The 24,524-nt window shown below is 56.0% G+C and carries 25 protein-coding genes and 2 pseudogenes; 11 read left to right on the plus strand and 16 right to left on the minus strand.

Annotation, left to right across the window (positions count from 1 at the left end; translation table 11 throughout):
- Positions 1-205: 205 nt before the first annotated feature.
- The 4 genes from G6032_RS06545 (at position 206) to dbpB (G6032_RS06560) (ending at position 6,402) form a co-directional block, all read left to right on the plus strand.
- Positions 206-829 carry a hypothetical protein gene (locus G6032_RS06545; RefSeq protein WP_165281337.1) on the plus strand — a complete coding sequence of 208 codons (624 nt, stop codon included), beginning with the start codon at positions 206-208 and terminating at the stop codon, positions 827-829.
- A gap of 2,091 nt (positions 830-2,920) precedes the next feature.
- Positions 2,921-4,048, plus strand: a complete 1,128-nt coding sequence (gene dbpB, locus G6032_RS06550; protein ID WP_165281338.1) for a DGQHR domain-containing protein DpdB — start codon at positions 2,921-2,923, stop codon at positions 4,046-4,048.
- Positions 4,045-5,331, plus strand: coding sequence for a tRNA-guanine transglycosylase DpdA (dpdA, locus tag G6032_RS15670; protein ID WP_165281339.1), 1,287 nt, complete (start codon positions 4,045-4,047; stop codon positions 5,329-5,331). The genes dbpB (G6032_RS06550) and dpdA overlap by 4 nt, the downstream gene beginning before the upstream one ends.
- The gene (dbpB, locus tag G6032_RS06560) at positions 5,332-6,402 is read left to right on the plus strand and encodes a DGQHR domain-containing protein DpdB (protein WP_165281340.1); all 1,071 of its coding nucleotides are present in this window, start codon (positions 5,332-5,334) and stop codon (positions 6,400-6,402) included.
- Positions 6,403-6,530: 128 nt separating this feature from the next.
- Here the strand turns inward: dbpB (G6032_RS06560) and dbpB (G6032_RS06565) are convergent, their stop codons facing one another.
- The 12 genes and pseudogenes from dbpB (G6032_RS06565) to G6032_RS06610 form a co-directional block, all read right to left on the minus strand.
- A complete protein-coding gene (dbpB, locus tag G6032_RS06565) occupies positions 6,531-7,649 on the minus strand; it encodes a DGQHR domain-containing protein DpdB (RefSeq protein ID WP_276610897.1) in 1,119 nt (372 codons plus the stop codon).
- Between the two features lie 4 nt (positions 7,650-7,653).
- Positions 7,654-8,811, minus strand: coding sequence for a hypothetical protein (locus G6032_RS06570; RefSeq protein ID WP_165281342.1), 1,158 nt, complete (start codon positions 8,809-8,811; stop codon positions 7,654-7,656).
- A gap of 129 nt (positions 8,812-8,940) precedes the next feature.
- A complete protein-coding gene (locus G6032_RS06575; protein WP_165281343.1) occupies positions 8,941-10,344 on the minus strand; it encodes an ATP-binding protein in 1,404 nt (467 codons plus the stop codon).
- Between the two features lie 4 nt (positions 10,345-10,348).
- Complete coding sequence (locus G6032_RS06580; protein WP_165281344.1) at positions 10,349-11,500, minus strand: hypothetical protein; 1,152 nt, start codon at positions 11,498-11,500, stop codon at positions 10,349-10,351.
- 13 nt (positions 11,501-11,513) lie between these two features.
- Positions 11,514-12,761: an RNA-binding domain-containing protein gene (locus tag G6032_RS06585; RefSeq protein WP_165281345.1), complete on the minus strand. Its 1,248-nt coding sequence runs from the start codon at positions 12,759-12,761 to the stop codon at positions 11,514-11,516.
- A gap of 360 nt (positions 12,762-13,121) precedes the next feature.
- Positions 13,122-13,772 carry a 7-carboxy-7-deazaguanine synthase gene (queE, locus tag G6032_RS06590; RefSeq protein ID WP_165281346.1) on the minus strand — a complete coding sequence of 217 codons (651 nt, stop codon included), beginning with the start codon at positions 13,770-13,772 and terminating at the stop codon, positions 13,122-13,124.
- The gene (locus G6032_RS15910) at positions 13,772-14,155 is read right to left on the minus strand and encodes a 6-carboxytetrahydropterin synthase (RefSeq protein WP_346763776.1); all 384 of its coding nucleotides are present in this window, start codon (positions 14,153-14,155) and stop codon (positions 13,772-13,774) included. Before G6032_RS15910 ends, queE begins: the two co-directional genes overlap by 1 nt.
- A 9-nt stretch (positions 14,156-14,164) precedes the next feature.
- Positions 14,165-14,509, minus strand: a pseudogene (locus tag G6032_RS15915) (6-carboxytetrahydropterin synthase); the annotation flags it as partial.
- Between the two features lie 90 nt (positions 14,510-14,599).
- A pseudogene (locus G6032_RS15920) lies at positions 14,600-14,878 on the minus strand (6-carboxytetrahydropterin synthase); the annotation flags it as partial.
- Positions 14,875-15,549 (minus strand): 7-cyano-7-deazaguanine synthase QueC, encoded by a 675-nt coding sequence (queC, locus tag G6032_RS06600; RefSeq protein ID WP_165281348.1) that lies wholly within the window; start codon positions 15,547-15,549, stop codon positions 14,875-14,877. The gene queC and the pseudogene G6032_RS15920, both read right to left, overlap by 4 nt.
- 153 nt (positions 15,550-15,702) lie before the next feature.
- A complete protein-coding gene (locus G6032_RS06605; RefSeq protein ID WP_165281349.1) occupies positions 15,703-17,703 on the minus strand; it encodes an ATP-binding protein in 2,001 nt (666 codons plus the stop codon).
- A 522-nt stretch (positions 17,704-18,225) separates the two neighbouring features.
- A complete protein-coding gene (locus G6032_RS06610) occupies positions 18,226-18,774 on the minus strand; it encodes an HD domain-containing protein (protein WP_165281350.1) in 549 nt (182 codons plus the stop codon).
- Between the two features lie 226 nt (positions 18,775-19,000).
- On the opposite strand from G6032_RS06610, the gene G6032_RS06615 reads away from it, so the two are divergent.
- Positions 19,001-19,321, plus strand: a complete 321-nt coding sequence (locus tag G6032_RS06615) for a helix-turn-helix transcriptional regulator (protein WP_165281351.1) — start codon at positions 19,001-19,003, stop codon at positions 19,319-19,321.
- Here the strand turns inward: G6032_RS06615 and G6032_RS15925 are convergent.
- Positions 19,318-19,857, minus strand: a complete 540-nt coding sequence (locus G6032_RS15925; RefSeq protein ID WP_346763771.1) for a HigA family addiction module antitoxin — start codon at positions 19,855-19,857, stop codon at positions 19,318-19,320. The genes G6032_RS06615 and G6032_RS15925 overlap by 4 nt on opposite strands.
- On the opposite strand from G6032_RS15925, the gene G6032_RS06625 reads away from it, so the two are divergent.
- Both G6032_RS06625 and G6032_RS06630 read left to right on the plus strand, forming a co-directional pair.
- On the plus strand, positions 19,774-20,154 hold the full coding sequence (locus G6032_RS06625) for a transcriptional regulator (RefSeq protein ID WP_165281352.1): 381 nt from the start codon (positions 19,774-19,776) through the stop codon (positions 20,152-20,154). The genes G6032_RS15925 and G6032_RS06625 overlap by 84 nt on opposite strands.
- A gap of 1 nt (position 20,155) precedes the next feature.
- Entirely contained in the window at positions 20,156-20,629 is a 474-nt protein-coding gene (locus G6032_RS06630; protein ID WP_165281353.1) for a YciI family protein, read from the plus strand.
- On the opposite strand, the gene G6032_RS06635 is transcribed toward G6032_RS06630, so the two are convergent.
- The 3 genes from G6032_RS06635 to G6032_RS06645 form a co-directional block, all read right to left on the minus strand.
- Positions 20,626-20,856, minus strand: coding sequence for a DUF2442 domain-containing protein (locus G6032_RS06635; RefSeq protein ID WP_165281354.1), 231 nt, complete (start codon positions 20,854-20,856; stop codon positions 20,626-20,628). The genes G6032_RS06630 and G6032_RS06635 overlap by 4 nt on opposite strands.
- Before the next feature lie 115 nt (positions 20,857-20,971).
- Complete coding sequence (locus G6032_RS06640; protein WP_240902041.1) at positions 20,972-21,205, minus strand: addiction module protein; 234 nt, start codon at positions 21,203-21,205, stop codon at positions 20,972-20,974.
- A 192-nt stretch (positions 21,206-21,397) separates the two neighbouring features.
- Positions 21,398-21,973: a DUF6557 family protein gene (locus G6032_RS06645; protein ID WP_165281356.1), complete on the minus strand. Its 576-nt coding sequence runs from the start codon at positions 21,971-21,973 to the stop codon at positions 21,398-21,400.
- 132 nt (positions 21,974-22,105) lie between these two features.
- Between G6032_RS06645 and G6032_RS06650 the strand changes: the two genes are divergently transcribed.
- The 4 genes from G6032_RS06650 (at position 22,106) to G6032_RS06665 (ending at position 24,511) form a co-directional block, all read left to right on the plus strand.
- The gene (locus G6032_RS06650; RefSeq protein ID WP_165281357.1) at positions 22,106-22,351 is read left to right on the plus strand and encodes an Arc family DNA-binding protein; all 246 of its coding nucleotides are present in this window, start codon (positions 22,106-22,108) and stop codon (positions 22,349-22,351) included.
- The gene (locus G6032_RS06655; RefSeq protein WP_165281358.1) at positions 22,348-22,737 is read left to right on the plus strand and encodes a type II toxin-antitoxin system VapC family toxin; all 390 of its coding nucleotides are present in this window, start codon (positions 22,348-22,350) and stop codon (positions 22,735-22,737) included. The genes G6032_RS06650 and G6032_RS06655 overlap by 4 nt, the downstream gene beginning before the upstream one ends.
- A gap of 113 nt (positions 22,738-22,850) precedes the next feature.
- A complete protein-coding gene (locus tag G6032_RS06660) occupies positions 22,851-24,233 on the plus strand; it encodes an HNH endonuclease signature motif containing protein (RefSeq protein WP_165281359.1) in 1,383 nt (460 codons plus the stop codon).
- Positions 24,234-24,274: 41 nt separating this feature from the next.
- Positions 24,275-24,511 carry a type II toxin-antitoxin system prevent-host-death family antitoxin gene (locus G6032_RS06665; RefSeq protein WP_240902042.1) on the plus strand — a complete coding sequence of 79 codons (237 nt, stop codon included), beginning with the start codon at positions 24,275-24,277 and terminating at the stop codon, positions 24,509-24,511.
- Positions 24,512-24,524 lie beyond the last annotated feature (13 nt).

Here is a 24,524-nt window from a genome sequence, read left to right on the forward strand (position 1 = left end):
AATTCGGTAGGCCCCATTAAGGGATTTGGGGTACGGCTCATTCTTTGGCATGTCCTCTATCACCCCAGCTTTTCGTATTGGTAGATGCCGAAACCTGTGAATCTGGTCACCGTAGTTCCGTTACCCGCTCACCCAAAATCTCAGCAATCCGTTTGGCGAACAGCTGGATGTTGTTGCCGTAGTCGAAGCGCTAAGGAGAGCCAACGTGAAGCATGCGGACCAGTACCTACCTGAATTACTAACGATAGAGCAAGCCGCCATCAAGGGGCTCCGTATCGATCGCGTTCACGGGACCGAGTTTCGTGTCAAACCGCGCCTATACCAAGTTCGTGATAACAACCTGAAAAGCCGCGGCCCGTGGTTCATTGAACTATTCCCCAAGCAGGTAACGAACAAAGACGGTGTGACCCACGAAGCACTCGTGATCTCGCCTTTCCTCGCGCCTTCGAATGCTAGCAATCGCACGGCGCAGCTCACCCGGCAATCAATCATGGTCCAACCAGCGACGGCGGGAGCCTACGCTGGACGTCCCTATGCCCACATAACTTTCAGAGAACCCGGTTCCTGGGGTGGAAAAAGAACTGCAGGCAAAGGCGAGAAGGAGAATCTCCCTGCCTGGTTCTTATCGTTATACAAGCGAAAGATCCGGCTTAGGAAGACGGTGCAGGGCAAGGTCCAATCTGATGATGAAATCGGACAACGGTTATCGAAATTCCATGACATTAAGCAAGTAGTGGTTTTCGACGAATGGAACGATCACGATTTCATCCGGTTTTTCATGGCCATGAGAGTTTTTTCGGCTGAACGGGGGTTCGCTTTCCGCCACTAGACGTCCGATCCGCCCTGTCCTGCACCCCGAGACGTAACGGCATGTCATGAACTGCTAAGAAAATGAAATGAAACTCGGAACCATCAGTATCGCGGAGCATGGACAGAAGGGCTTGAGCCTGGCGCCCGTCGTGGGACCACAGGAGCGCGCGACTGCGCACCTCTACCGCATCCAGGCACTCAGCGGATGGGATCTCTTGGTGGCCTACACGGCTTTCCGAAGTAGCACCGATGTCCGCTGCCTCGAGTACTCCAAATCAACGCCAGAAGTACTGCATCGACTTACGCACGGATTGAGAATGTCTGTATTGGGATCTATTAATCCGGTCGTTCAGTGGGCTGAACTGAGCCAGGCTCGACTGGACAAAACTGTTACGCCCCCTTGGTCAACCCTAAGAAAGGCCTCTGAACAAGAACTAAACGCCGCTGCTGGTATCTCTGTGCGCACTGTGCTCGACCAGATTGGCGGCACACTCGGCACGCGGACTGATCAAATTGACGACGACAGCCGGCGACGGTCCTATATGTGCACACTGTTTCCGAAACGAGATCGCTACGTGCCGGTTGCTGCCTACGTATTGACCAGGGTTTTACCACTTGCGAACGGGTGGAGTTAGAGTCAATGGCCAAACTCGATACCCTGAAGAATGCGAAACACGCAACGATAAAAAATTGGATCGTTCAAGCACTTCGGACCACAGAGAGTGGGCGGTCGAATCAAGACACCCTGGTCAAAAAGATCTGTTCTATGCGGAGTGTAAGCACCCTGCGCGGGACTCCAAGGACGGACTTTGCAGCAAAGGTCAACAAAGCTATAGGCGCGATGCTCAGGGAAAAGCCTCCGCGTATAGAACGATGCGGGGCAGGTCTTCGATCTATTAAACTGTCCTGACGTCCACGCAATTCGCATGCAAAACCCGGGGCAGGCCATCTTCATGGCTCCTCGCTCCCCCGGCAAGGGGCATCTTCTCTAGAATCAATTGGTCCGCCAATCGGCAGGCAGGTCACCTCCATTTAATGCGAGTCATTGTCTGGCCCATTCTTGGTGATTAATGCAACTTATGGTGGTAGAGTAGCGACCCGAATATAGCTAGCCTTGAAGAAAACCCAGCGGGAGCAATTGGGATGGGCGGGACGTACACCGCGGCTTACCTCTTTACCAACTGTACCGCCCGAAAGAGCAGACCCGCCACCTCGGCACTTTCTCTTCGCACTCTTCCCCGGCAGACACTCCGAGGTCTCGCCCGCGACTGGGTCCGCAGACTTGATAAAGCTCCGGATCGGCTTCCAGCTACTCAACTTTATCAAGGCCGAGCGATGCGAGAAGCCCAGGCGGCCGCAGAGCAATCATCGGCGCAATTGATGATTGTCTCTGCCGGTGTCGGACTTGTCGGCGCTAAAACCTTAATCCCTCCCTACGAGGCCACAATCACTCGTGGCCATGCTCAGAACCCCCAAAACCGAACGAAGGAGACTGCTACCTCTGCAGATTGGTGGTCCGAACTGACAAAAGCATTAGGTCGACCTTCGCCAGTTGCAGAGTTGATTCTTGGGACCAAACCAAACTCATTGGCCATTTTCGCTATTTCTCGGCCTTATTTAGAGATGCTCGCAGGTGAAATGTCGAACCTGGGTCCAGAGCAGGTGGGACGTATTAGAATCATCTCCCACGGCCCTCAATCATGGCTGCCTATTCATCTTCGTGGTCAGACGATCGTCTACTCGGCGAGTTTCGATGGCCCGCGTAGCCCAAACCCTGGAACGAAGTCGGATTTTGTTCAAAGAGCGGCGCGCCATTTCGTAACCGAGATACTGCCCAACTGTCCTGGCGGTAGTGCCTCAGATCAGCAACGCATGGTTAACCACACATTGGACGAACTGCCAATACCGCAGGTACACACGCGCAGACGGCTTACGGACGATGCAATCATAGAAATCATCAAGCGGGACCTTACGCTTGTCGGGGGACAGAGTTCTCGGATGCTTCGGCATCTCCGGGACAATCTCTATGTCAGTTGCGAACAGGGACGATTCCGGGATCTCTTCAAGAAAGCGGCGGCTCTAGATTAAGCCCAAGAGTGGAGTCTTGAACATGGCGACAAAGAAGCCTTTGGCGATTCGGGCAGTGCGAGCGTATCAAGGCGAGGGCCGAGAGCTCTTCGCTTTCTTCATGCCTGGCAACCTAATTACGAAGATAGCTGACATTAGCCGAGTGGGGAGGGACGAGTCCGAATCTCTCCAAGGCTTCCAGAGGAAGGCTATTAAGAATCACATTCGCCAGATCACGGCTTATCTCGACCAAGGAGGCGTCCTTTTCCCGAATGCGATCCTCCTAGCTTTTGGTCCTGAAGTTAAGTTTAGCCGCGCCAGGGGCCGTGACCCAAAGGGCGTTCACAATGTCGGGGAAGTTGGCACCTTGACCATTCCATGGCCAGGCAACCAAGGGCATATCGCTTGGATCGTCGACGGACAGCAGCGCTCACTGGCGCTTAGTGAGAGCACGAATGGAGATGTCCCCGTGCCGGTTATCGGATTCGTAGGTAACCTCAAGGTACAGCGCGAGCAGTTCATCTTGGTGAACAAAGCCAAACCACTCCCTACCCGGCTCATTAATGAGTTACTTCCCGAGGTAGACATTCACCTACCGAGGGACTTGGCCGCGCGAAAGATACCTAGTGAACTTTGCCGATTGCTCCACATCCACCCCGCCTCCCCCTTCAAAGGGTTGGTTCGATTCGAATCTGAGCCGAAATCAAAGACGGCGATAGTGAGTGATAGTGCTCTGATCGAGACCGTCCGCGCGAGCATCAGCAATCCGTTGGGCGCTCTCTCGCAGTACAAGGCCAGGGGAGACCAGCCCGCTGACGTGGAAGGGATGTTTTCTGCGCTAGTGCTTTACTGGACAGCTGTTGAGTCTGTATTCGCTGACGCCTGGGGTAAATCACCGACAAGAAGTCGTTTGATGCATGGAGCCGGCATTAAGGCCATGGGGACGCTCATGGATCACATCATGCCTCGGACCTATGGGGCACGAGATCCTGCATCAGTCATTAGTGAATCGCTCTCCCGGATTGCCCCTGCGTGTTGTTGGACTTCGGGAACCTGGGAAGACCTTGGCCTTCGCTGGAACCAAGTTCAAAACACGCGCGGCCACGTTAAGGAACTCGCGGGAGAACTCATACGCTTGGACTATGAGGCTACCCGAAGCGAGCGCGCGTGAAATTCATCTACGCCGATAGCCTTGATGTAGTCGATCCAGGCTACGATTTTCTTAAGGACACCCATACGCCAGGGCGTCAGCCCTATTGGGACGACCAGTATCCCCACGAAATCCTGAGCAGCCCCCCGTATGACGGCCTATTGGTGTCTCGTGCAATCGTAGGGGACAAAATTCCAGGCAAATATACACTCGATCAGCGAATGCGATTCCGACGCGAAGGCGCAAGACGATTTCTACGGTTAGAAGATCAGAAGTTCCGCGAAATGCTGCTTTTTGGAGACTGCGGCGCCTTTTCTTATCACAAGGAGGAGCGGCCACCGTACACCGTCGATGACACGCTGGCTTTCTATCACGACGGGGGCTTCACCCATGGCTTCTCCGTGGACCATGTAATTTTCGAGTTCGATGGCCGTCATCGCGATATGGAAGGAGGTTCGCATACGGCTCGGACCAGATTCGATATGACCTTGGCGCTAGCCGACGAGTTTCTACGCGCAAGCAAACACATGCCTTCTGAATTCACCCCAATAGGAGTAATACAGGGCTGGTCACCGGGAAGCATGGCAGCCGCAGCAAAGGCATTAAAAAAAATGGGCTATACGTACATGGCAGTCGGTGGAATCGTGCCGTTGAAACCGGTGCAGATCCATTGGGCGCTAGATGCAATTAGAAGTGCTGTACCAAAGCAAAGTGCCGCCATGCACCTGCTCGGATTTGCGAAGGCTGACCATATTGATGAGTTCGTCCGCTACGGAATTACAAGCTTTGACTCAACATCTCCACTTCTCCGTGCATTCAAGGATTCACGAAAGAACTACTACGCGCCCACCGAATCGGGGAATCTAGAGTACTTTTCTGCTATCCGAATACCACAGGCACTGGAGAACGCTAAGCTAAAGAGGCAGGTCCAAGAGGGTCGTCTTAGGCAAGAAGACCTACAGAATCTGGAGTTGAATGCCCTGGAGGCCGTGCGTGGTTACGCAGTGCATCGAAACGGACTCACCCACACGCTGCATTCGGTACTCGAATACAACAGCAAATTGCTTGAGTCAGATTGCACGGATCGGTCCACCAAAGATCGTAAACTGCAGAAACTAAAAATTGAGTATGAAAACACGCTGCAGAAACGCCCATGGGAGTCATGCGGGTGCGAGATTTGCAGGCATGCCGGGATCGAGGTTGTCATCTTCCGGGCGAGTAACAGAAACAAGCGTCGCGGTATACATAATCTTCATGTGTTCTATAACCATGTTCGAACGCTGCATTCGGCTGGGACCCCTTGAATGAAGTCTTTTACATATCAATGCCTTATCCCGCACCAGGCCACAGGTCGCGATATCTTCACATTTTGCGCATCGGTAGACGAGATTTTGCAATTCGCGACGGTGGAGAGAATAGGCCGGACTGCGAGTGGCCAATTAAAGGGTTTTCAAAGGCCTCACGTAGCAAAACACATCGCGGAGATCCGAGACTATCTAACTGAACCCGACGCCATCTTGCCCAACGCAGTCGTTATCGCCTTTCCTGGAAACGCGGCACTTTCAGCCTTGGGCAATCGTACTGGCAAACTGACCATTGACTGCAACTCAAACACATACGCTTACGTGGTAGATGGACAGCAACGACTTGCTGCGCTCAACTCTCTAAAAGGAAAGAGATTCGAGGTTCTCGTTGCCGGGTTCATGTGCGAGGACCTGGAAGAACTAAAGCGTCAGTTTATCCTCATAAACAATGCGCGCCCTCTTTCAAAGTCCCTAATTTACGAACTCCTACCCACTTCTGGGCAGATGCCCTCGCGCCTTTCGGTAAGGACAAAAGCCGCCCAAATCGTGGAACGCCTCAACTTCGATGAGTCATCAAGTCTGTTCCACGAAATTCGGATGCACACGAATCCCGCCGGCGTAATTCGCGATACAGCAATACAACGTGTAGCAATGTCGTCATTGAACGACGGCGCGTTGCGTCATCTCGCCGCGAACGACAATTCCCTAGACAAACCCTTTCAACTTCTCAGCAATTTTTATGGCGCTGTCAAGGAAGCCTTCAAAGACGATTGGCGTGAAAAGACCCCGAGAACATCACGACTGGTACACGGGGTCGGAGTAGTAAGCCTCGGTTATGTTGCGGAATTTCTACACTCGAAGAATCAAGCCTTCGAACAGAGCGATTTTTCCACCGGGTTGTACCCCCTGGTCGGAAGAACTCGATGGTCTTCAGGGTCATGGGAGTTTGGAATCGGGGACACGAGGCCCTGGGACTCGCTGCAAAATGTTGCTCGTGACTGGATCCAACTCGCAGACCACCTAATTGGCATTTTGGTCTCGACGACCGCCAAGAAGGCCAGTCCGAAATAAGTCCTTGATCCACCTTGAGATGGATCAAGGTAAACCGAGGGCATGTTAAGCATGTGGCATTCCGGCCAATGGCAATCATTTCTTCCAAGGCAAAAGTACTGGTCCTATTTGGAACACCCTTTGCTTTACTAACGCGCCAACTTGTCGTATTCGGAGACAAGGTAAGCCGCCAACCGCCGCTTGTCCTGACTCGTGTTCTGTATCTCGTTCCATGCACAATTTAGTCTGGGCCATTGCCCACTTGTCCATGCGCACCGACGTTGCACGATGAGAAGTCGGCCTTTTACTGACTCTACGGAACGCTCGCTTGTGAGGTTGACATCTCGCATAACCCGATCCATCAGGCACCCCATGGCATAGATACCCGCCCCGTGCACCAGACGGCTATTACGGGGACTTCCCAACCATGCTTCGGGCCAAACACTAGATACACCTTGAAAAAAAGTGCTGACAACATTTGCAGCCCCCTCAATATCTGTATCTTCATAGGAGTTGCCTGAACAGGTGGCCAACACGCCGCCGTGCTTTATGCTTCTCTCAATGAGACCCACGATTGCCGCCTGGCTGATGTTGCACCCGTCGCCGATGGATCCAAGCCCTCTAATCCGTCCACAAAAGGGGGAATTTTTATCGAACCTAAGAACCTCAAGGATTGCGGCGGCAACCCGACGTAGACGCAGGTTATCGGGAAGGTGAGCGTCTATGTGCGGCAATAACTCGTTCAACAGATCCTTAGGCAGCGGCTTAGTTCTGTTTACCAGCACAAACTGTTCTCTCTGAACGCTGGGCGCATCCGAACAAAACCCAACTACCACGACAGGAAACGGTCGAGATGGTTCTAATTCAGATAGGGCGGCGACCCGTTGTTGTCCATCGACGATGAACCCTGGCTTTGTCTCGCGCGGACCCGACAGTGGAATCGACAGGGTGCCGAAGGTTCCCCATTCACTTCGTAATTGGTTCGAGAGTGGAGTAAAGGCAACGGTCTTATTGAAAGCAATTACGATAGCGTTTGGCAGGAGTGCGCCCTCCTGCTGCAAGTACGCATGGATGGCGGCTATATGTCGCGAGACTCGCTCCCTTTGATATCCTGCAAGCTCACCGTCTTCGACCCTCTGCGCAAAATGGACAGATGCGAACTGGTGAATCATTCGCCCGTTGACCCCGAAGACGACCAACGGCACATCCTTCCGTTGCTCGATCCGCAAAGCGTTCACTCTCACGACTCGCGGGGCTTCCTTATCCATTGAATTACTGGGTCAATCCTAATTCTGTTTCTGCAATGTGGATATTCTGAGGATCACGGCTGTATCGACCACCAGAAAGGGATACACCGGGAGCTTTAGCTGCGTAGTCGATAATGTCTTTATGAACTTCGCCAAACGATACATCGTGCTCAGAGAGCAATGCCGTCAATAAGGTGACATCTCTTAGCGAACTCGGGCCAACTCGACGCCTCAGAAGTTTATAGGCTTTCAAAAGGGACTCTGGGAAGGGCATTGGACCAATCCGCTCGCGAAAATGGTTCCAGCTAGGATTGCTACGCCATTGACCGCTCGCCACAGAAGATTCCATCTCCTTCTCGCCGAATCTTGCGTCCAAATCAGAGAGCAACTGCACAGCCTCGGGCATGACTCGGTATTCAAAGGTATTCTTTCGTATACCGTCTTTACTTAAGTAACCCAAATCAACAAGCCACTCTAACCTTGGCGATACTCTGTGTTCCAAAACGCCAGGGGCACGGCGTGACGTGCTTGCCTTAGCGGCAGTTCTTTCAATCAGCTTTCTATGCTTAATGGCCTCTGCCAGTATTGCGCGCGGAATCCGGCTGCCGATTTCTTCCAGCGCACGCCTGACTATAACGGGATACTGATCGGCAACTTGATCACGAGAGACAGTCTGCCCAAGCTCAACAATGCACCGCAGGAGTTCGCGCGTCACTGGACCGTCGGTCTCAAGGAGCTGCCTAAGGAGTGCGACTCGCTCTATCCCTATAATGAAAGGATTTCGTTCTGTTAGTCCTTCGATGACCGATAACTGGCGCAGCGACTGAACTAGGTATCCGGCGCTAGATAGCGCATTCGTCGGCTTCGTAAGCAAACGAAGTTGCCGCGCAAGACCGAGGATCTCAGTCGCGACCTCGGGCGTCGGAACACCTACTGTAGAAGGGACCGCCGGATCAGACATCCAGATATCCGTCTCATGGACGGGAAGGGAGCCTATCTCTTTTCCATGTCTGTCTAACGCTACCCAGCGGTCACACGACTTCTTCAGCCCGTATCCACGATAGCGCCCTTCAACTCGCGGGCGCTCGCCTATAAGTCCCTTTTGAACCAAATAACGAAACGTACCGTCATTGCTGCCATCTTCAACGTCAAGTGACCTCGAACTGTCCAAGTCGTCTTTCAACCTGGAGATCAGCGTCTGTTCCCGCTGATTTGCAAGCGTACACCTATCAAGAACCAGATTTACGGAACCCAGTCTCGAGCGGAAGATGGTTAGGTATGTTAGGAACGGCTCATGCATTATCGAATGAGGCTAGAGCTCGATTCCACCATGCACCGTCGCACGGGGCCTAACGTTCACAACAAGTGCTCTGCGGACGGTAGTATCCATGTCGGCAGCCGAAACAAGACAATACCCTGGAGGCAGCTGACGAAGTAGATCAGACAGGCTCAGCTTATTGGCACCGGAGCTGATTGAGTCAGGTAGGCTGGATTTCAGATTGTCCTTTACCGCTCGGATATCCGGCTCCGTTACCAGTTGATGGGCCACAAAGGTCTCGACTTGGCTCAGGACTCGCTGGTCTAAGGCGGATGGCTGCTGAGTGGCTAATACGGCAGACAGGCCCATGTTGCGCCCCTCCTTAACCAAGCGAATAAATAGATCTCTTGCAGAATTACTTGGCCCAGGCGCGAGAAACGACTGCGCTTCGTCTAACATCACGACTGTCTTAGGGATGCCTGATTCCACAACACTGGTTAATGCGGCGCGAGTAGTGTCGTCCAACGTAGAGTCAAGAACCAGCCTTTTCTCAGCAAACGACGTGTCGTTGCGAACCGATATCAACATACGAGTGAGGACAGCAACTACCGCAGCTCGGTATCCCTCAGGCAGGCGTCCCAACATCACTATTGTTACGCGTCCTGGTGCCAGCAGTTCACGTATCCTGGTGCCCTCTGCCGAAAAGAGCCCTGTCGAATGCAAAGCTCCGAGGCGTTGCGAGAGTGCTCGGATCGTTTCAGGGTGGTAGATCCCAGCTAATTCCTCCGACCGGGCGGCCCGTGAAAGGTGGAGCAGATCAAAATCGGTCCTTGGATCAGTCACTTCCCCCTCGCTTGTGAATCCTCTATCTCGCGTGAAAACCAAAGCGTCGGCAAGCGCTTGCCCAATCGGTTGAGTCATAATGTTTACGTCAAGCAGGAGTTCCCATTCTTCAAGTCCCATCGCTGAAACAGGTAACTGGAGGGTTTTGAACCAATCGGGATCTGCCTGGCGGCGGTTCTGGCTACCCGGAACCCACGCCTCTACATTGAATCCCAGCCCGAGCAGATCAGCTGACTTAGCCATCTGGTAATGACGCGAAACTTCCTTGTTGCCGGTAGGCTGTACTGAGTACCGCGTTGTCCAATAAACATCCAGCGGATCAAAAAGGAGAACGGCGCGGGGCGCATCCTGACGTCCGAGTACAGCGCCCTCCATTACTCCTAAGCCTTCCGCTATCACGCCCAATGTGAAGGACTTTCCACTACCACGCTTCCCAACCACTGCAACCACTTGCTCCTTCGCAGTGGCGAGCCAGACCTTCGGCTGACTGCCAGTAGTGGCTTCCGCGAGAGTTCCAAGCCATAGCGCTCCGCCTTTTGAATCACCTGAACCGAGGTGAATAGCCTTTTGAGTTGGATCAAGCTGCGGCCGAATTTTATATTGTCTTGTAACCATGAACTTAGGCGTTCACAACTGAGGACACGTAGCCATGGGACAGAATTCGACGTTGCTCGTCTATTGCACGGTTCAACAAGTCATCAAGGGTTTGTTGTATATCTCTGGGAAGCGTCGACCCACCAGTGCGGCAGGCATACTGAACAGCAAGCTCTAAGCCTTCATTGGTGAAGGGGAAAGTGCCCTCATCGACTTCTTCGCCTTGTGTTTCGGAGCCAAACTGATTAATCAAGTCAACTCTCTTATCGCTATCTACCCATTCAGACAGCAGTGATCTAATGAACTCCCGCGTCTCATCTTCATTCATCCTATGAAGCATGATGTAGTGAGATTCACCAAATCTCGAAACGACCTGCTGGTCTTGAAGCGAATAAGCCATATTCTCTAGGTCTATCCATGACCCGGAAGCTACGAAGCCGATCTCCTTTGTCTGCTGATCGGCTATCAATTTGAGCGCATTGGTCCAGTGGTGAATCGAGTCTTGGTTGACCACCGCATCAAGCTTCGTAGCCTCATCAAGCATAAAGACAAGCATCTTGTCTTCTGCCTCCGAGCAAAGAAACCCGAGTAACTGAAGTACCCTAACAAATTCATTCGACTGACTAAGCGCGGGACCCAGGCCAGCGCTTCTGGCATCCGCGGCACTAAGCGTCACCCCCCGAAGCCAGTCCCACGCCGATCTACTGCTATCCCCGCGTCCAACCAAAATCAACCCGAAGGCTGCCGCGATATCTCCCGACTGCGTACGTTCCTTGATTATTTCCTCGAAGTCATCAGGATGCTTCGTCATGAACTTTTTCATCCAATCCCGCGCCAACTCAAACCCGAGCGCATCCAACAAAGCCGCGTGCGCGACCTGAAAGGTGGACTTCGACGTGATGTCCGGAAGTTCCCTGAAGACAACCCGGGCCGGAAACTCATCGGTGGTCTCGATGACATATTCGAGATGCCTCATGGTGTGTGTCTTGCCGACGCCCCAATCACCATAAAGGACCATCTTGGGTGGGTTACCCGTGCGAAAAGACCTTCTTAACAGGCCCATCAACTGTCTGTTGAGTTCATGACGAGCAAAGAAAAGCCTTGCGTCAGCGTCAGTCTCAATCGCAAAGTCATTGTGTTCATCCTTGAGGCCGAACCATGCTTGCATCGTTTCCATAACTCTTTCTCCACTAGCCAGCGACGTCGAATTTTGCTTTGTAGGCAAGAGTTCTTCCTGGAGTTCGGTAGATCCTCTCGGCTTCACGGTCTAACCGAGAAATGACCTGCTTCCCCTGCATAAAGGCGTTCACTAATACACCTATCTCTTCGGCCTCCAAAGACCGCTCAGTAAAATTTGCAGAACCAAGGAGCGCGAACCTCCCAGTATTTGTCAACGCGGTGTAGAGCTTCGCGTGCATATTCTCAACGTACACAATATTGGCTCTACCAGTATCAGCAAGCATCGAAACAGCCCTCTTGTGCCAGTCCAAGTTTGGCGGCCGAGTGACAACATATACCGTAGCCTTGTCTTCGTTGATTCGCTGCAGCAAGGCGCTGAACGATAGTGTTCTGGATGACGTGACTTCGGAAATCCACGGGCTCACCAGAAAGATCCGCTTCCACCCTACGGCGTCTGCCAACTGTTTGAGAAACGTGTCTATAACACGAACTGTGGCGACCTTGAGCCAAGCGGGATGTGCAGACTCGGGCCTTTCTAGCGCTGTGCTACCCGCCGACTCCGTTTTGATCGCCTTTGAGAGAATCCCAAGCTCTGCTGATAACTCCTGCAGCCGCGATTGGAGAATCGCACTGTTGGCTGTGCCGACCGACGGCGAATCACCACGCACAGGCATTCCTGGCTCTTGGTCATCGGGTGCGGCACCCGAAAGGCGAAGCACCACTGCTTCAGCAATCCTTTGTACATCTGGCTCTGGAATCCTGATCTCCGACCGAAATCTATGCTGAATATAGCTGTGCGACTCCTTCACATTCAGCGGTCTGCTAGCATTGCCATCGCGAATATAAAACTCTCGTTTCTCTCCATCCTGAAAATAAACTGGATCTCGACTAGGGCTGCAATCAATTCTTGCCACCAATTGCCCGTGTGACGGCACAAACTCAATCGAAGTCGCTGCTGACTGGGTCACCCCCAGGTGCTTTCCTATACAGTTCCTAATTGTCAACTCGTAATAGTCTGCAGTCTTCCTTGAAAGGGTGTTGATGTCGGCGCCAATACCCACTACATCACCATTGTCGTCTACGCCGATAAGCAGGGTTCCGCCACTTGAATTAAAGAAAGCAGCCAGTGTCTTCGGAACGACCTTGGCCAGATCTCGATTGACCTGTTGAGTAGCAAAGTCAAATCGCATAGACGACTTGAACTCAAGTTCCTGGCCCTCGCCGCGCAAAATAAATTCGTGTACCTCGTCCGTGCTCATCGTCGGAACCATCCCATTGCGTCGGGAGCTAGAGTCAGCCCATGCTATCGGTTGAAAGAACAAGCTGCCGATAAAAATGCAGCGAACTGAAACAAGATAGGTGACCAATAGGCGTCATCTGAGATAGGAGTCCGGTGACTTGGCTCAGCCGAGTGGAACCAAGACTCTTAATCAAGGCTTCATGTCGTGAATAAATACGCATTCCACATCGGTGGGCGTCGTGCGCGATCCGGCCGGTAGATTCTGCGGCAGTGGTCGACCTTATATCGCTGGGAAAATGCATGAAAGGCCCAGGTAGCCATCCGGAGAAAAATGCAACCATATGGCGCGGTTTCCGTGTACTGCGGCCCAAGAAGAGCATTACGGCATACCTATTAACTTGTGGATCTGGAGTGACAGACGCCACTTAGGATTTGACATGCAGTATGCGGCAGCCCTTTTTGTATTTAAAACGGCATCGGGGCCATCTAAGGGCTGCAGAAACAAATGGTCGAACCCCAATTTTTCAAATTGGGCTGGTTGCGCCTCGAGTTGCTCTTGCGGGAATACGAGCTTCAACTCATTCCCCGTCTGCTGCAGAAGCTCTGGCCCCGGCTTAGGGCTCACACATATCCAGTCGAGGCCAGGAGGAGCGAGAATCGTCCCATTGGTTTCAACACCAACCTCAAACCCCGCTTCATGTAACGCTTCTATTGCCGCCGCATCTAACTGAAGCAAGGGTTCACCCCCGGTACAAACCACATACGGCTTGCCCTGATCCAAATCAGGCCAGTGTCGCGCTACAGCCTTAGCTAACTCTTCTGCAGTAGCGAACTTGCCGCCACCAGGCCCATCAGTGCCCACGAAGTCCGTGTCACACCATCTAGAGCACCCCCCCGGTCCTTTGTGACGATCTTGCTCTCGCCCACTCCAAAGGTTGCAACCGGCAAAGCGCAGGAACACGGCTGGACGTCCCGCCTGGGCGCCCTCCCCCTGCAGCGTGTAATAGATCTCTTTTACGGAGTAAGCCATTAGCGAAGGTCCGCCGGCAGCGCCGGTCCGTTCTCACCCCATTGCAGAAAACCACCGCATCCTGGGCTCTCGTAAAGATCGATCCGGTCCAATTGCGGCAAAGTCTCGGCCATTTGACTCCGAATCCAACGAAGTACAGATGGGGTGTTGCCACTTTCCATTCCGGCAATTTCATCAAGGCGAAAGTGATCGAGCTGATCGTAGGCTGGTTTGAATAAGCTCTTGACGTCGCCGTAGTCCACGGTCCAACCCAAAAGCTCGTCCAGTGGCGCTGTCAGATGCAGTCGCACGATATAACTGTGGCCATGCAGCGATCTCCTCGGATCCCCCTCTGGAGCATGACTTAGCCGTGTCGCCGCTTCGAAGCGTCGCTCTTTCCAAATTCGATAGTGCTGTCCGTCGTAGTGGCAACCCGCTGTCACGGTCTCGTAGACAGTGACCCATGAAAGCTCCGGCATATCCGACTTTAGCTTGTCCCAGATCCAACGAGCGATGTGCTCGCTGGTCGGATTTTCGAGGCCTGGAATATCATTGAGGCATGCGAGGTGGAGCTGAGCGTGCAACGGCGCCCACTTCGCCTCAAGCTGATCGAAATCGATCCCCATATCTCGCACGCCAAGTGACTGGTTGGCGTGCAGGATTACCTCGAACCCATGACCATGCATCCGTCCACACTGATGCCCTTCCGGGACGTTCGGGAGTTGATGTGCAGCCTCAAACCGGAAGCGCCGCCAGATATGAGCCCGATTAAGCTCATCCAGATCGGCACCTTCGTTGGATGTACTCTGGACACCCACCAAATCAATGCCAGGGACGTCCCGAACGCGCGATCTAACCCAGCGAGCGATATTCTCATCCGTTGGAACATTGATGATCTCGTTCAATAGCCTGTAGTCCAGGTGTCCAACGCACTCGGCGAGTTGCCTCTCAAGAAATGACGCCTCATCGCCGGGGAAGTCCACCCAGTTCTCAGGCAACGCCGCCCGAAGCCGAGCCACGAAACTATGGCCATGCAAGCGGCGGGAGCGATGACCCTCGGGTAGGACATCCACGTGGCGGGCGGCTTCAAAAGGCGCAGCCGCGAGAATGAACAGCTGCTCGTTCACTGGGCGAATCTCTGAATCAATGGGTCAGGCATCCCAGCTTCTTCGAATCCTCGGGCACGGATGACACAGGCTGGGCAGGTCCCGCAAGGAGGACGCTGCCCGTTATAACATGTGTGCGTCAGGGCCATTGCCTCCAGGCCACCTAACTCGGAAACCATTCTTACAGTGTCAGCCTTGGACAGATGCATTAGCGGTGTATGGATGGAGATCTCGTACTCCATCCCAAGCCCAACGGCCTTCTCGAGAGCCTTGATCGTCTCTTCGCGACAGTCCGGATAACCGCTGTAGTCGGTCTGAGCAACACCCGTCACTAGGTGATGGATACCCCTTTGGTAAGCAAACGCGGCGGCGTAGGTCAGGAAAATCAGGTTTCTACCAGGCACAAACGTGTTCGGCAGATTGTTTTCCGGGTTGAGCTCCGAACGGACTGCGATCTCGTCTGCCGTCAGCGCACTGCCACCAAGCGCCCGCAACGTATCGATGGGAAGCACCGTGTTCGGGACGCCAGAGAACTGCGCCACGTCGCGCGCGGCTTCAAGTTCGGTCCGATGCCTCTGGCCATAGTCGAACGTCAATGTCTGAACGTTCTCACGACCCCAGCGGTCGATGGCCCAATAGAGGCAGGTGGTTGAATCCTGCCCGCCGGACAGAACGACTAACGCTCTACTCATTCCAGTTCCCACTACCAAACCCAAGCCGCACTATTCGTGCTACTAAGAGGTAAAAGCTGAGATTCCCGCAGCATTTCCGCCTCTTCCGAAATCAGTTGCCGATAAAAATCGCCTCTGACATCACCAGACTCTGCTGAATTAGCCCTCCTTCGATTACCATCCCGATAATTGACTCTCGAGGAAACGAAAATGGAGTCGCAATTGTGTAAAGTCGTCGCTGGTTACACCCTTTGCATGGCAATCCGGGCGACCACTTTCGTTAATATCTCGCAGAGCATTCATAACCTTGTCCTTTCTCCCTTCGAAAACCTTCTCAAACATCTCCCAATTTCTATTAATTAATTCGATGATGTCTAAAAGAAACAGAGGACTATGTTCCGCATCCAATAACGCCTCGGCGGTATAGCCTGATAACTTCTCCCTACGCGAACTGGGTATCGAAGAAAGCACCGCATCCTTTACTTTCGACTTGCCCAGACTCAAAACAAAAACTTTGTAAGCCAAGTCCCGCAAGCTTGTTTCGAGATCGTTACGACGCACTGAAATCTCGGTACGCATATCCTCTAAGGAGAGGTTGACCCGGTCATACTTATGCTTATTCGAGACATGCGCTTTGATCGACTCGATGTTAAAGGCGTAGCGACTTTGATCTTTCAGTATCACTCCATAGCCAATCAAATGCCTTACCGCACTCGGATTATTGTTAGCAAATTCATTGAAGCCTTCGAAATCATCGGCCGCCAATATTCGCAATAAGTCATATTCATCCGCGAAATTGTCGCGCAAGACCGCCAAAATCATCTCAAGATATTCCGCGATCTTAATTTGCGCATCCTTCTTAACCGCAAGATAGAGAGGCTTTCTTACAGTGATCGGCCTGTCACCCCTACATTGGCGATTCAATTCGCTACAGAACTGACGGATAAGGAATGGGTGACCGCCAAAATCGTCGCAAAGTGCCGTATAAATCTGTTCGTCAAACTTGAGTCCCATGTATCGACCGAGTTTACGAACCATCTCGCGAACTTTCGACACGTCAAACGGAGGCACATAAGAGTCGGGGACTGATGCAAAAAGGGGGTTCTCGTGGCCATTAAGAACTGGGCTTTCAACGCATTTTGGATTTGTGCCGACGAGCAAGTATGTAAATACTTGTGGATTCCGCTGATAAAACGCACGCATCGTTTGCCAGAAGTATACAAAGTCATCCCCATCGCGCCAGTGAACTGATGAGCCCGTACCGGGCGAGATACGCTCAATTTCGTCAAAAATAAACATCGTGGACGACGACTTTTTCGATTCGTAGATCCTATGCATATCCTTCCAGAATTGATCTGCGCAGTTCTTCTCGTCGTACTGTTCCACGCTAGGAGCCTTGATCTTGGACTCCCTAGCTCGGTGATACAGCAAAGCAACCCGATGCAGTAGTTCATTCCACCGCAACTGGTGCACGGATGGACTTTCGCAGTCCAAAGAGACGAAATAGGAGCCTATAGACTTCAATCGCCGCTCGATGGCATAAATAACTGATGTCTTTCCACTCTTCCTTAAGCCAAACAGACCGGAGTGCTCGCCGCTGGCGTGGCGATTTATTTGTTCCAGGATTAAATCGGAACGACCAAAAAAGTAGAGGTCTTTCTTCAGAGGGGATAGGAAGCCGAAAAGATCGCGAGTGTAGAAAAACTTCCGGAATCTGTTCTTTATGAAATCTTCATCGCATCCATCAAGTTCGTCGTAAGTAAACGGGATAACAATAGGGCTTTCGGGGTCATTTTTAAGAAGGTCCTTAATCTTCTCCTCGACGTCCGGATCACCACTCACAACTATTCGGCAAATCGATTCCACCCGTAAGTTCTGATATGTCCGAGCCGCACTATCCATTGCGTCCAAGGTTCTTGGTTCGAAATTCTCATAATCAGAAAAAACACAAATTATTTCTCGGTCCAGATTGAAGCCTTCGGCGAATGAGGTCGTGGGCTTCATCAAGAAAAAATTCATTCTGGCATTCGCCCCCAGTACTACCTCCTCCCCGCTGTTCGTAAGGTACCACCACCCGGATAGCCTTCTCAGGATGTGCCTTTCTCGCTCGCCGAAGCGCTCGATTAGAAAATTTTTGTGAATGCCTGCATTTGACTTCGTTTTGTCGAGGTCCATCCCGCCTCCAAATTGATCATCGCAACGACTTTACTGACCCGGACAATCGCTCCGGGCGTAATTTGAGTTCCTCAGCAAGGGAATCTTCTTTCACATTATTCGACGATTTATCACTCGACACCCATCATTCGGGCGATGCAAACGTACAGCGCTCCGGCGGAAGAGTCGCGGGCCCCGGTTGCGACTCCCCCGGGTCAGCAGCGCACGACCTTCGGAATCAGGCCTCGGCTCATACACTTAGCAAACAACGGCTTGGTCTTCTTAGCGGACCGGTGAGTGCTTAGCCCACCCATAGGCGGGCTTGGGTCCTTCTTGGGCTTTCTAGCCCAATAACGGCCTTGGACTCAATACGTACTGCCTCACTACGCCTATGCCCGAAGCTCACAATTCGCTTCCCGCAACTCCTACGATGTCCTCCGTAGCACTCTCCAACTCGCCCGCTAGTCTAGCGAGGCGCCGCTGCCTCACCTCACGCGCCTCGTCCGCCGCCTTGCGCGAAATCACGTCCGCCAGCGACTGGTATTACCAGAGGATCTCCGGCACGCGGCGCTCGAGATCCGCATCCGGCTTGTCGGCCACGAAGCGGAGCCAGAACTCCGCCTGCGGCCGGCCGTCGCGCTGGCAGGTCCTGAGGTCGGTGAGGATCGCGCGGGTGTTGTGCAGCTTGTCGGCGGCGGTGACCAGCAGCGCGCGATAGTCGTCCTTGTGCTCGAGCGTCGCGAGATAGGCCTGCTTGCGCTCGGCCCAGGGCGCCTTCTGCTCGCCCGGCTCCGGCATCGCGTCGGTGCAGTGCTCGACGATGTCGCCGACACGGTCGCCGAAGCGCGCCCGCACGTCGCGGAGTCGTGGCGGACCGCCGCAGTCCTCGACCACGTCGTGCAGCAGGCCGGCGATGACCAGGTCCTCGAAGTCCTCGGGGATCTCGCCGTCGCCGTCGGCCGCCGCCTCCATGACGAGGCTGGCCACGCCCATCAGGTGTGAGAGATAGGGAATCTGCGTGCCCTTGCGGCAGTGGCCGGCGTGGGCGTCGGCCGCGTAGGCGAACGCGGCCTGGATCTTGGTCGTCAGCATGGGAGTCCTCTCGGAGTCAGTCCGGGGTGGACGCTGCCAGTTTATGGGCGGGCGGGCTCAGGGGGTGAGCCTGGGGATTCCGCCGTGGCGGCCAAGCGGGTGATCGCGTTCCAGATCGCTGAGCTCGGCTGAGACAAGCGCAACACGGCGTGCCTTGCGTTCTATATCTGAACGGATATAGTTTATGCCCGAGAAACGAAAGCCGCTGTACTGGAAGGGGTCCTTCATGCCACGCAAATTCCGTCCGCAGGGCACCGACAACGTGCTTGCAGACCTCGGGTTCGAAGATGCGGAAGAGCTGTCGGCGAAGGCCGCGCTCGCGGTCAAGCTGAACGACCTGATCCAGCGGCGCGGCCTGAGCCAGACGGAGGCCGCCCGAATCACCGGCATGACGCAGCCGAAGATCTCCCAGGTCAGGCGCTACAAGCTGCAGAACATCTCGCTGGAACGCCTGATGCAGGCACTGGTGTCGCTCGACCAGGAGGTGGAGATCGTGGTGCGTCGGGCATCGCGCTCGCGTGCAGCGGGAATCACGGTTGCCGCTTAGCGGCGCACCCGCGAAACCTGCCGCAGGTCCGTCTCCCGGCGCGCCTTCCACAGGTCATGGGCGCACTGCATGGCCAGCCAGCTCTCAGGCGTGCGGCCCAGGCACTTGGACAGCCGCAACGCCATCTCGGGACTAATCCCGCTGGCACCGGTGAGCACCCGGCTCAGCGTCGAGGGCGCCACGCCCAGCCGCGCAGCCAGCGCTCTCCCGCTCATCCCGTGGGGAGCGAGGTAGACCTCGGAGATAAACTCGCCGGGGTGGGGAGGGTTGTGCATGGCCATCAGTGGTAGTCCCACGTGTCCGGAAGTTTGGCTCAACGCCGCGAGTGTAGGGTGTTGCGCATCACGCAACAAGCGGGCACGCCGGATATCTGCGGAACTCCGAGGCAAATACTTGGGACACCAGCTAACCAGTGATAGGCTGAGGTTATCTTTAGATGATAACTCTCTGCCATGAAGCCCAGCGTCATCAATGTCGGCATCATCTCGCGCGACGACTACGTCCGGCGCACGGTTGCGATCGCCCGCGGAGAGCACAAGCCCGGTTCGAGCGAGCCAAAGGTATGGTTCGAGTCCCTGCGGTCCATGGCAGAGGCCCTGAGCCCAGACAACCAGGAACTGCTGCGCCTGATCGCCGCAGAGAACCCGCAATCCCTTGCCGAGCTGGAGCAGCTCTCGGGTCGCAAAAAGAGCAATCTCTCCCGGACGCTCAAGATGCTCGAGGGTTACGGCATCGTCTCGCTCGACCGGAAGAACCATAGGCTCATCCCCAAGGTCCACGCCACGGACTTCAGGGTGGAGTTCGGGGTCAACGTAGGCAATTGGAGGCCATGACATGAAAGCAATCCGACCCGCGGCCCTCGCCGCATTGCTGCTGCTGGGCGGCGGTGCCCTCGCCCAGGATGCTGCCGCCCCGATGAGCCCGACCTTCGACGAGGCGCTCGCCGACGCGCTCGGCGCGGATGAGTACGGCATGCGCCAGTACGTGCTAGTGATCCTGAAGACCGGCCCAACGCCGGTGCCCGCCGGCGCGGCGCGCGACGAGATGTTCCGCGGCCACTTCGCCAACATGAAGCGGCTCGCGGCGGAAGGGAAGTTAGCTTTAGCAGGCCCGCTCGACGGCGTGGACGGCTGGCGCGGCCTGTTCATCCTGGCGGTCGACGACCTGGAAGAGGCCGCGACGCTCGTCGCCACCGACCCGGTCATCATCCACGGCGAGATGATCGCCGAGTACCACGCCTACTACGGCTCGGCGGCCCTGATGCTCGTCAACGAGACCCACGAGAAGGTGGCGCGGAAGGGGTTTTAGGCATCGCTCTTGAGCGGGAAGCGCTCGGGGTGCCGGATGGTCTCCAGGCCGAGATCGACATCCAGGTCCGGCCAGTAGAGGTGCCCCGCCACAGGCTCCTCGATACGTGACACCGCATCCGCCGACGCCCCCCGGAACCACGGAAAGTCATCGAAGGGCATGAACAGCTCTTCGCCGCGCACCAGCAGCCAGACGCCGTGCGGCGAGACCTGGGTCACCTCAACCATTGCTAATTACGATCACGCCAATAGCCTGGGCGTCGAGATTGGTGCGCCACCGCGACAACCAGAATCTCGTCGTATTGCTCTCGCACAACGACGTCATACGGAAAGCGCCTGAGAATCAGCCTCTTGGCCCCGCCGGAATACGCGCCTGCATTAGCCTGTTGAACTCACTGCGATCCAACAGCTTCGCCGTACCCGCGTCGATCTCGGCGAGGCGGCGTGCGATCTCCCGCTCCCAAGCCTCGCCTGCATCGGGATCGGCCGGCGAATCCAGGCTCTTGACCAAGGTGCGCGCAAGTTCAGCGCGATCCGCCTCAGGAAGCGAAAGCGCATCGGAACGTAACTTGCTCAAAGGATCAGTACTCATGGGCCGAAGTTTATAACGAACCGCGATCCTGGACGAATACCCCGAATCTATGGGTCTAAGCGAGAAATTAGGCTGCCGAATAAATTTGCCAAATTGGCTTACTCGCGGCGCTCCGGGCGCCGGATAGTCTCGAGGCCGAGATCGACGTCGAGATCGGGCCAGTAGAGGCAACCCGCCTCAGTCCTCCATCCCTTTTCGAAGTTCCGCCATGACCTGTTCGAACGGGATAAGTTTCTCGGCCTTCTCTTCCTCCGACATGGCGTCAACCTCCGCGACCCTGCGGAGCAACTCCTGGTGGGTGTCCTGGACGCTCGCCTCGCAGAAGCCGTGAAACGTCATGTCGTACAGGCAGTGCGCTACCACATGTGCCGGCGAATGAGCGTCGAGGGTGGCCGGCTCGATGGTCATGCCAAGCCACGCGTGCCAGGGGTGAAACGACAGGGACCATCTGGTCTGCTCGGCGCCGTGCTCGGCTCGGGCGCGCTCGTCCCAGTGGGCGAACTCCTCCAGGTCGCGGTTGCACGCGCCATTTCGCCCGATCACCTCGAGGGCCGGTTCCTCGTCAGGTTCCAGGCGTGGTGCGCACTCGATCGCGATCCGCATGGAACTTGCTTCAGGCCGCAACGTGCGAAGCTCCCGCAGGACACGACGATATTCATCCAGTCGCGGGCGTTCGTCGGGGTAAAGCCACGCCAGCGCGGCCTTGATTTCCGTCCACCTGGTGGCGGATGTCAGTTCTGCGAGTGTCGTCATTTCTGTGCGCCCTCACCAGTTTTTTTCCGCTGCGCCAGGCCCGGTGATCGTGCATTCTGCCGAGACTTGGGCAGCGGAATCGAAACGGATACCATATTGGCACCATTTCGGTTTTGCCCAGGACCGCCCCTCATGAGCACGTCCATCACTTTGAAGAATATCCCCGAACCCCTGTACCGGCGAATCCGGATGGCCGCCGACCGGCATCACCGCAGCCTCAACAGCGAGATCATTGCCCGGCTGGAGCAGGCGCTGGCGCCCCATCCCGTAGACGTCGAGGAATCGCTGCAACAGGCGCGTCGCCTGCGGGAGCGCTACACGGGCCCGCCGCTGACGCTCGATGACATCGAGGCGGCGATCGACCAGGGGCGGCGGTGATCGTCGTCGACACCAACGTGATTGCTTATCTCCTCTTGCCGGGTGACCGCACGAAGGCGGCGGAGGCTTTGCATCGCCGGGACGCGGAGTGGGCGGCGCCGCTGTTGTGGCGCAGCGAGTTTCGTAACGTGCTTGCGACGCTCATTCGCCTGGGGCGCATCGAACTGCCGATTGCCCAGGCCATCCAGGAACAAGCCGAACGGCTGCTGGCGCCACTGGAGTTCGCGGTGGATTCCGAATCGGTGCTCGCATTGGCCGCGAGCTCGGGTTGCTCGGCCTACGATTGCGAATTTGTCGCGCTGGCGGACTACCTGGATGTGCCTCTCGTCAGCGCCGACCGGAAGCTCAAGGCAAAGTTTGGCAAGCGGGTAAGACCGCTGTCGTGAGCATCTGAAAAAACCAGCACTTTCTCGCCGGCATCGATAGAAAAAACCGATTGCGATTCAATGGCTTCCGGGTAATAATACTGTATGTTTGAACAGTTACCTGGAGACCCGGAATGCTCCACGAGGACATCCGCAAACTGAACCCCGAGGGCTTCGCCCGCCAGTCCCGCGCGGCCGAGCTCGAGGGCGAGATCGCGTTGCTGGCCGCCCAGATCAACGCCGCCACTTTCCGGCTCATCGAGATGCTGCGGGAGTTCGACGAGCTCAGCGGCTGGAACGGCTGGCCGACGGCGGCGCACTGGCTGCACTGGCGCTGCGGCTATTCGCTCGGCGCCGCGCGGGAACGGTTCCGCGTCGCGCGCGCATTGCCCGAGCTGCCACTCATCCGCGAGGCCTTCCGCGCCGGGCATCTCTCCTTCGCCCAGGTGCGCGCGATCAGCCGCATCGCGACGCCGGAGAACGAGGCGACCCTGCTCATGTGGGCGCAGCATTCCACGGCCTCGCAGATGGAACGGTTCGCCCGCCTGTATCGCCGTTACGGCGAGAACGCCGCGGCCATGGGCCAGCACCGTGACCGCTCCTTCTCTTCGTGGGAGGAGGATGACGGCATGGTGTCGTTTCGCATTCGCCTGCCGGCCGAGCAGGCGGCGGTGGTGTTGCAGGCCGTCGAGGCGGCGAAGGCGTCGCTCGAGGGCCACGACCGGGAAGACGACATCACCCCGGAATCGCTGCCCTCGCCCTGGGAGGATCCACCCGCCCATCCCGACGAGAACGTTTCCGCGGAAACGCGGCACGCGCGCCGGGCCGACGCGCTGGTGCGTGTCGCGGAGTCGTACCTCGAGCCCGACGGCCGGCCGCGCTCGCTGGCGGAGAAGTACCAGGTGCATGTGCACCTCGATTTCAGGCGCGATGCGGACGGGCCGGTGGCGGATCCGGACGCACCGGCCCTGGCCGAGGAGACCATCCGCCGGCTGGGTTGCGAGGCCGGGCTGGTGCCGGTGCTGCACGACGGCGAGGAGATCCTGTCCGTGGGGCGCAAGACGCGGGCCGTGCCGCCGTCGATCCGGCGGGCGTTACGCCTGCGCGACCGCGGCTGCCGCTTCCCGGGCTGCACGCACACCCGCCACGTGGACGCGCATCACGTGCGCCACTGGGCCGACGGCGGCGAGACGAAGCTGTCCAACCTGGTGGAACTCTGCAGTGGGCATCACCGGCTGTTGCACGAGGGCGGCTACGGGCTGCGCGTCACCGACGACGGCGCGCTGGTGTTCACGCGTCCGGACGGCGAGCGCATTCCCGAGGTGCCGCGGCCGCTGGTGCTGACGGGCGATCCGCAGGCGGTGTGCGCCGCCGGCCAGCATCGCAACGACGTTTCCGCGGAAACGTCTGGACCCGGCGTTTCCGCGGAAACGTTTCGCCACCATTGGGACGGCAAGCCGCCGGATTACGGGGCCATGGTGCGGTTGCTGGACGAGCGTGCCGGGTCGGGCGGGTGAATGATTGCGGCGAATGTCTCACCGGCGATACATTCGTGGGCATGACCGAGGTGACCATAAGGGACTTGCGCGACCAAGGCGGCAAAGTGCTTGAACGAGTCGAGCGCGGCGAAGTGCTGACGGTGACGCGCGATGGCCGGCCCGTGGCGGAGCTGCGGCCGCTGCCGCGACGACCCGTACCGGTAGAGACCCTGCTGAGTCGTTGGCGCGGGCTGCCGGCGGTCGATCCGGAGCACCTGCGTGCGGACCTCGAAAGTCTCCTGGATTCCTCGCTGTAATGTCGGCCAACGA

Origin of the sequence: Wenzhouxiangella sp. XN24, assembly GCF_011064545.1 — a bacterium.
GTDB lineage: Bacteria > Pseudomonadota > Gammaproteobacteria > Steroidobacterales > XN24 > XN24.

What these genes read in the sequence shown, in the direction of transcription:
- dbpB (WP_165281338.1), top strand. Translation starts at nt 2,921, where the DNA reads ATGGCGACAAAGAAGCCTTTGGCGATTCGGGCAGTGCGAGCGTATCAA.
- dbpB (WP_165281340.1), top strand. Translation starts at nt 5,332, where the DNA reads ATGAAGTCTTTTACATATCAATGCCTTATCCCGCACCAGGCCACAGGT.
- dbpB (WP_276610897.1), bottom strand. Translation starts at nt 7,649, where the DNA reads ATGGATAAGGAAGCCCCGCGAGTCGTGAGAGTGAACGCTTTGCGGATC.
- G6032_RS06575 (WP_165281343.1), bottom strand. Translation starts at nt 10,344, where the DNA reads ATGGTTACAAGACAATATAAAATTCGGCCGCAGCTTGATCCAACTCAA.
- G6032_RS06580 (WP_165281344.1), bottom strand. Translation starts at nt 11,500, where the DNA reads ATGGAAACGATGCAAGCATGGTTCGGCCTCAAGGATGAACACAATGAC.
- G6032_RS06585 (WP_165281345.1), bottom strand. Translation starts at nt 12,761, where the DNA reads ATGAGCACGGACGAGGTACACGAATTTATTTTGCGCGGCGAGGGCCAG.
- queE (WP_165281346.1), bottom strand. Translation starts at nt 13,772, where the DNA reads ATGGCTTACTCCGTAAAAGAGATCTATTACACGCTGCAGGGGGAGGGC.
- queC (WP_165281348.1), bottom strand. Translation starts at nt 15,549, where the DNA reads ATGAGTAGAGCGTTAGTCGTTCTGTCCGGCGGGCAGGATTCAACCACC.
- G6032_RS06605 (WP_165281349.1), bottom strand. Translation starts at nt 17,703, where the DNA reads ATGGACCTCGACAAAACGAAGTCAAATGCAGGCATTCACAAAAATTTT.
- G6032_RS06610 (WP_165281350.1), bottom strand. Translation starts at nt 18,774, where the DNA reads ATGCTGACGACCAAGATCCAGGCCGCGTTCGCCTACGCGGCCGACGCC.
- G6032_RS06615 (WP_165281351.1), top strand. Translation starts at nt 19,001, where the DNA reads ATGCCACGCAAATTCCGTCCGCAGGGCACCGACAACGTGCTTGCAGAC.
- G6032_RS06625 (WP_165281352.1), top strand. Translation starts at nt 19,774, where the DNA reads ATGAAGCCCAGCGTCATCAATGTCGGCATCATCTCGCGCGACGACTAC.
- G6032_RS06630 (WP_165281353.1), top strand. Translation starts at nt 20,156, where the DNA reads ATGAAAGCAATCCGACCCGCGGCCCTCGCCGCATTGCTGCTGCTGGGC.
- G6032_RS06635 (WP_165281354.1), bottom strand. Translation starts at nt 20,856, where the DNA reads ATGGTTGAGGTGACCCAGGTCTCGCCGCACGGCGTCTGGCTGCTGGTG.
- G6032_RS06645 (WP_165281356.1), bottom strand. Translation starts at nt 21,973, where the DNA reads ATGACGACACTCGCAGAACTGACATCCGCCACCAGGTGGACGGAAATC.
- G6032_RS06650 (WP_165281357.1), top strand. Translation starts at nt 22,106, where the DNA reads ATGAGCACGTCCATCACTTTGAAGAATATCCCCGAACCCCTGTACCGG.
- G6032_RS06660 (WP_165281359.1), top strand. Translation starts at nt 22,851, where the DNA reads ATGCTCCACGAGGACATCCGCAAACTGAACCCCGAGGGCTTCGCCCGC.
- G6032_RS06665 (WP_240902042.1), top strand. Translation starts at nt 24,275, where the DNA reads ATGACCGAGGTGACCATAAGGGACTTGCGCGACCAAGGCGGCAAAGTG.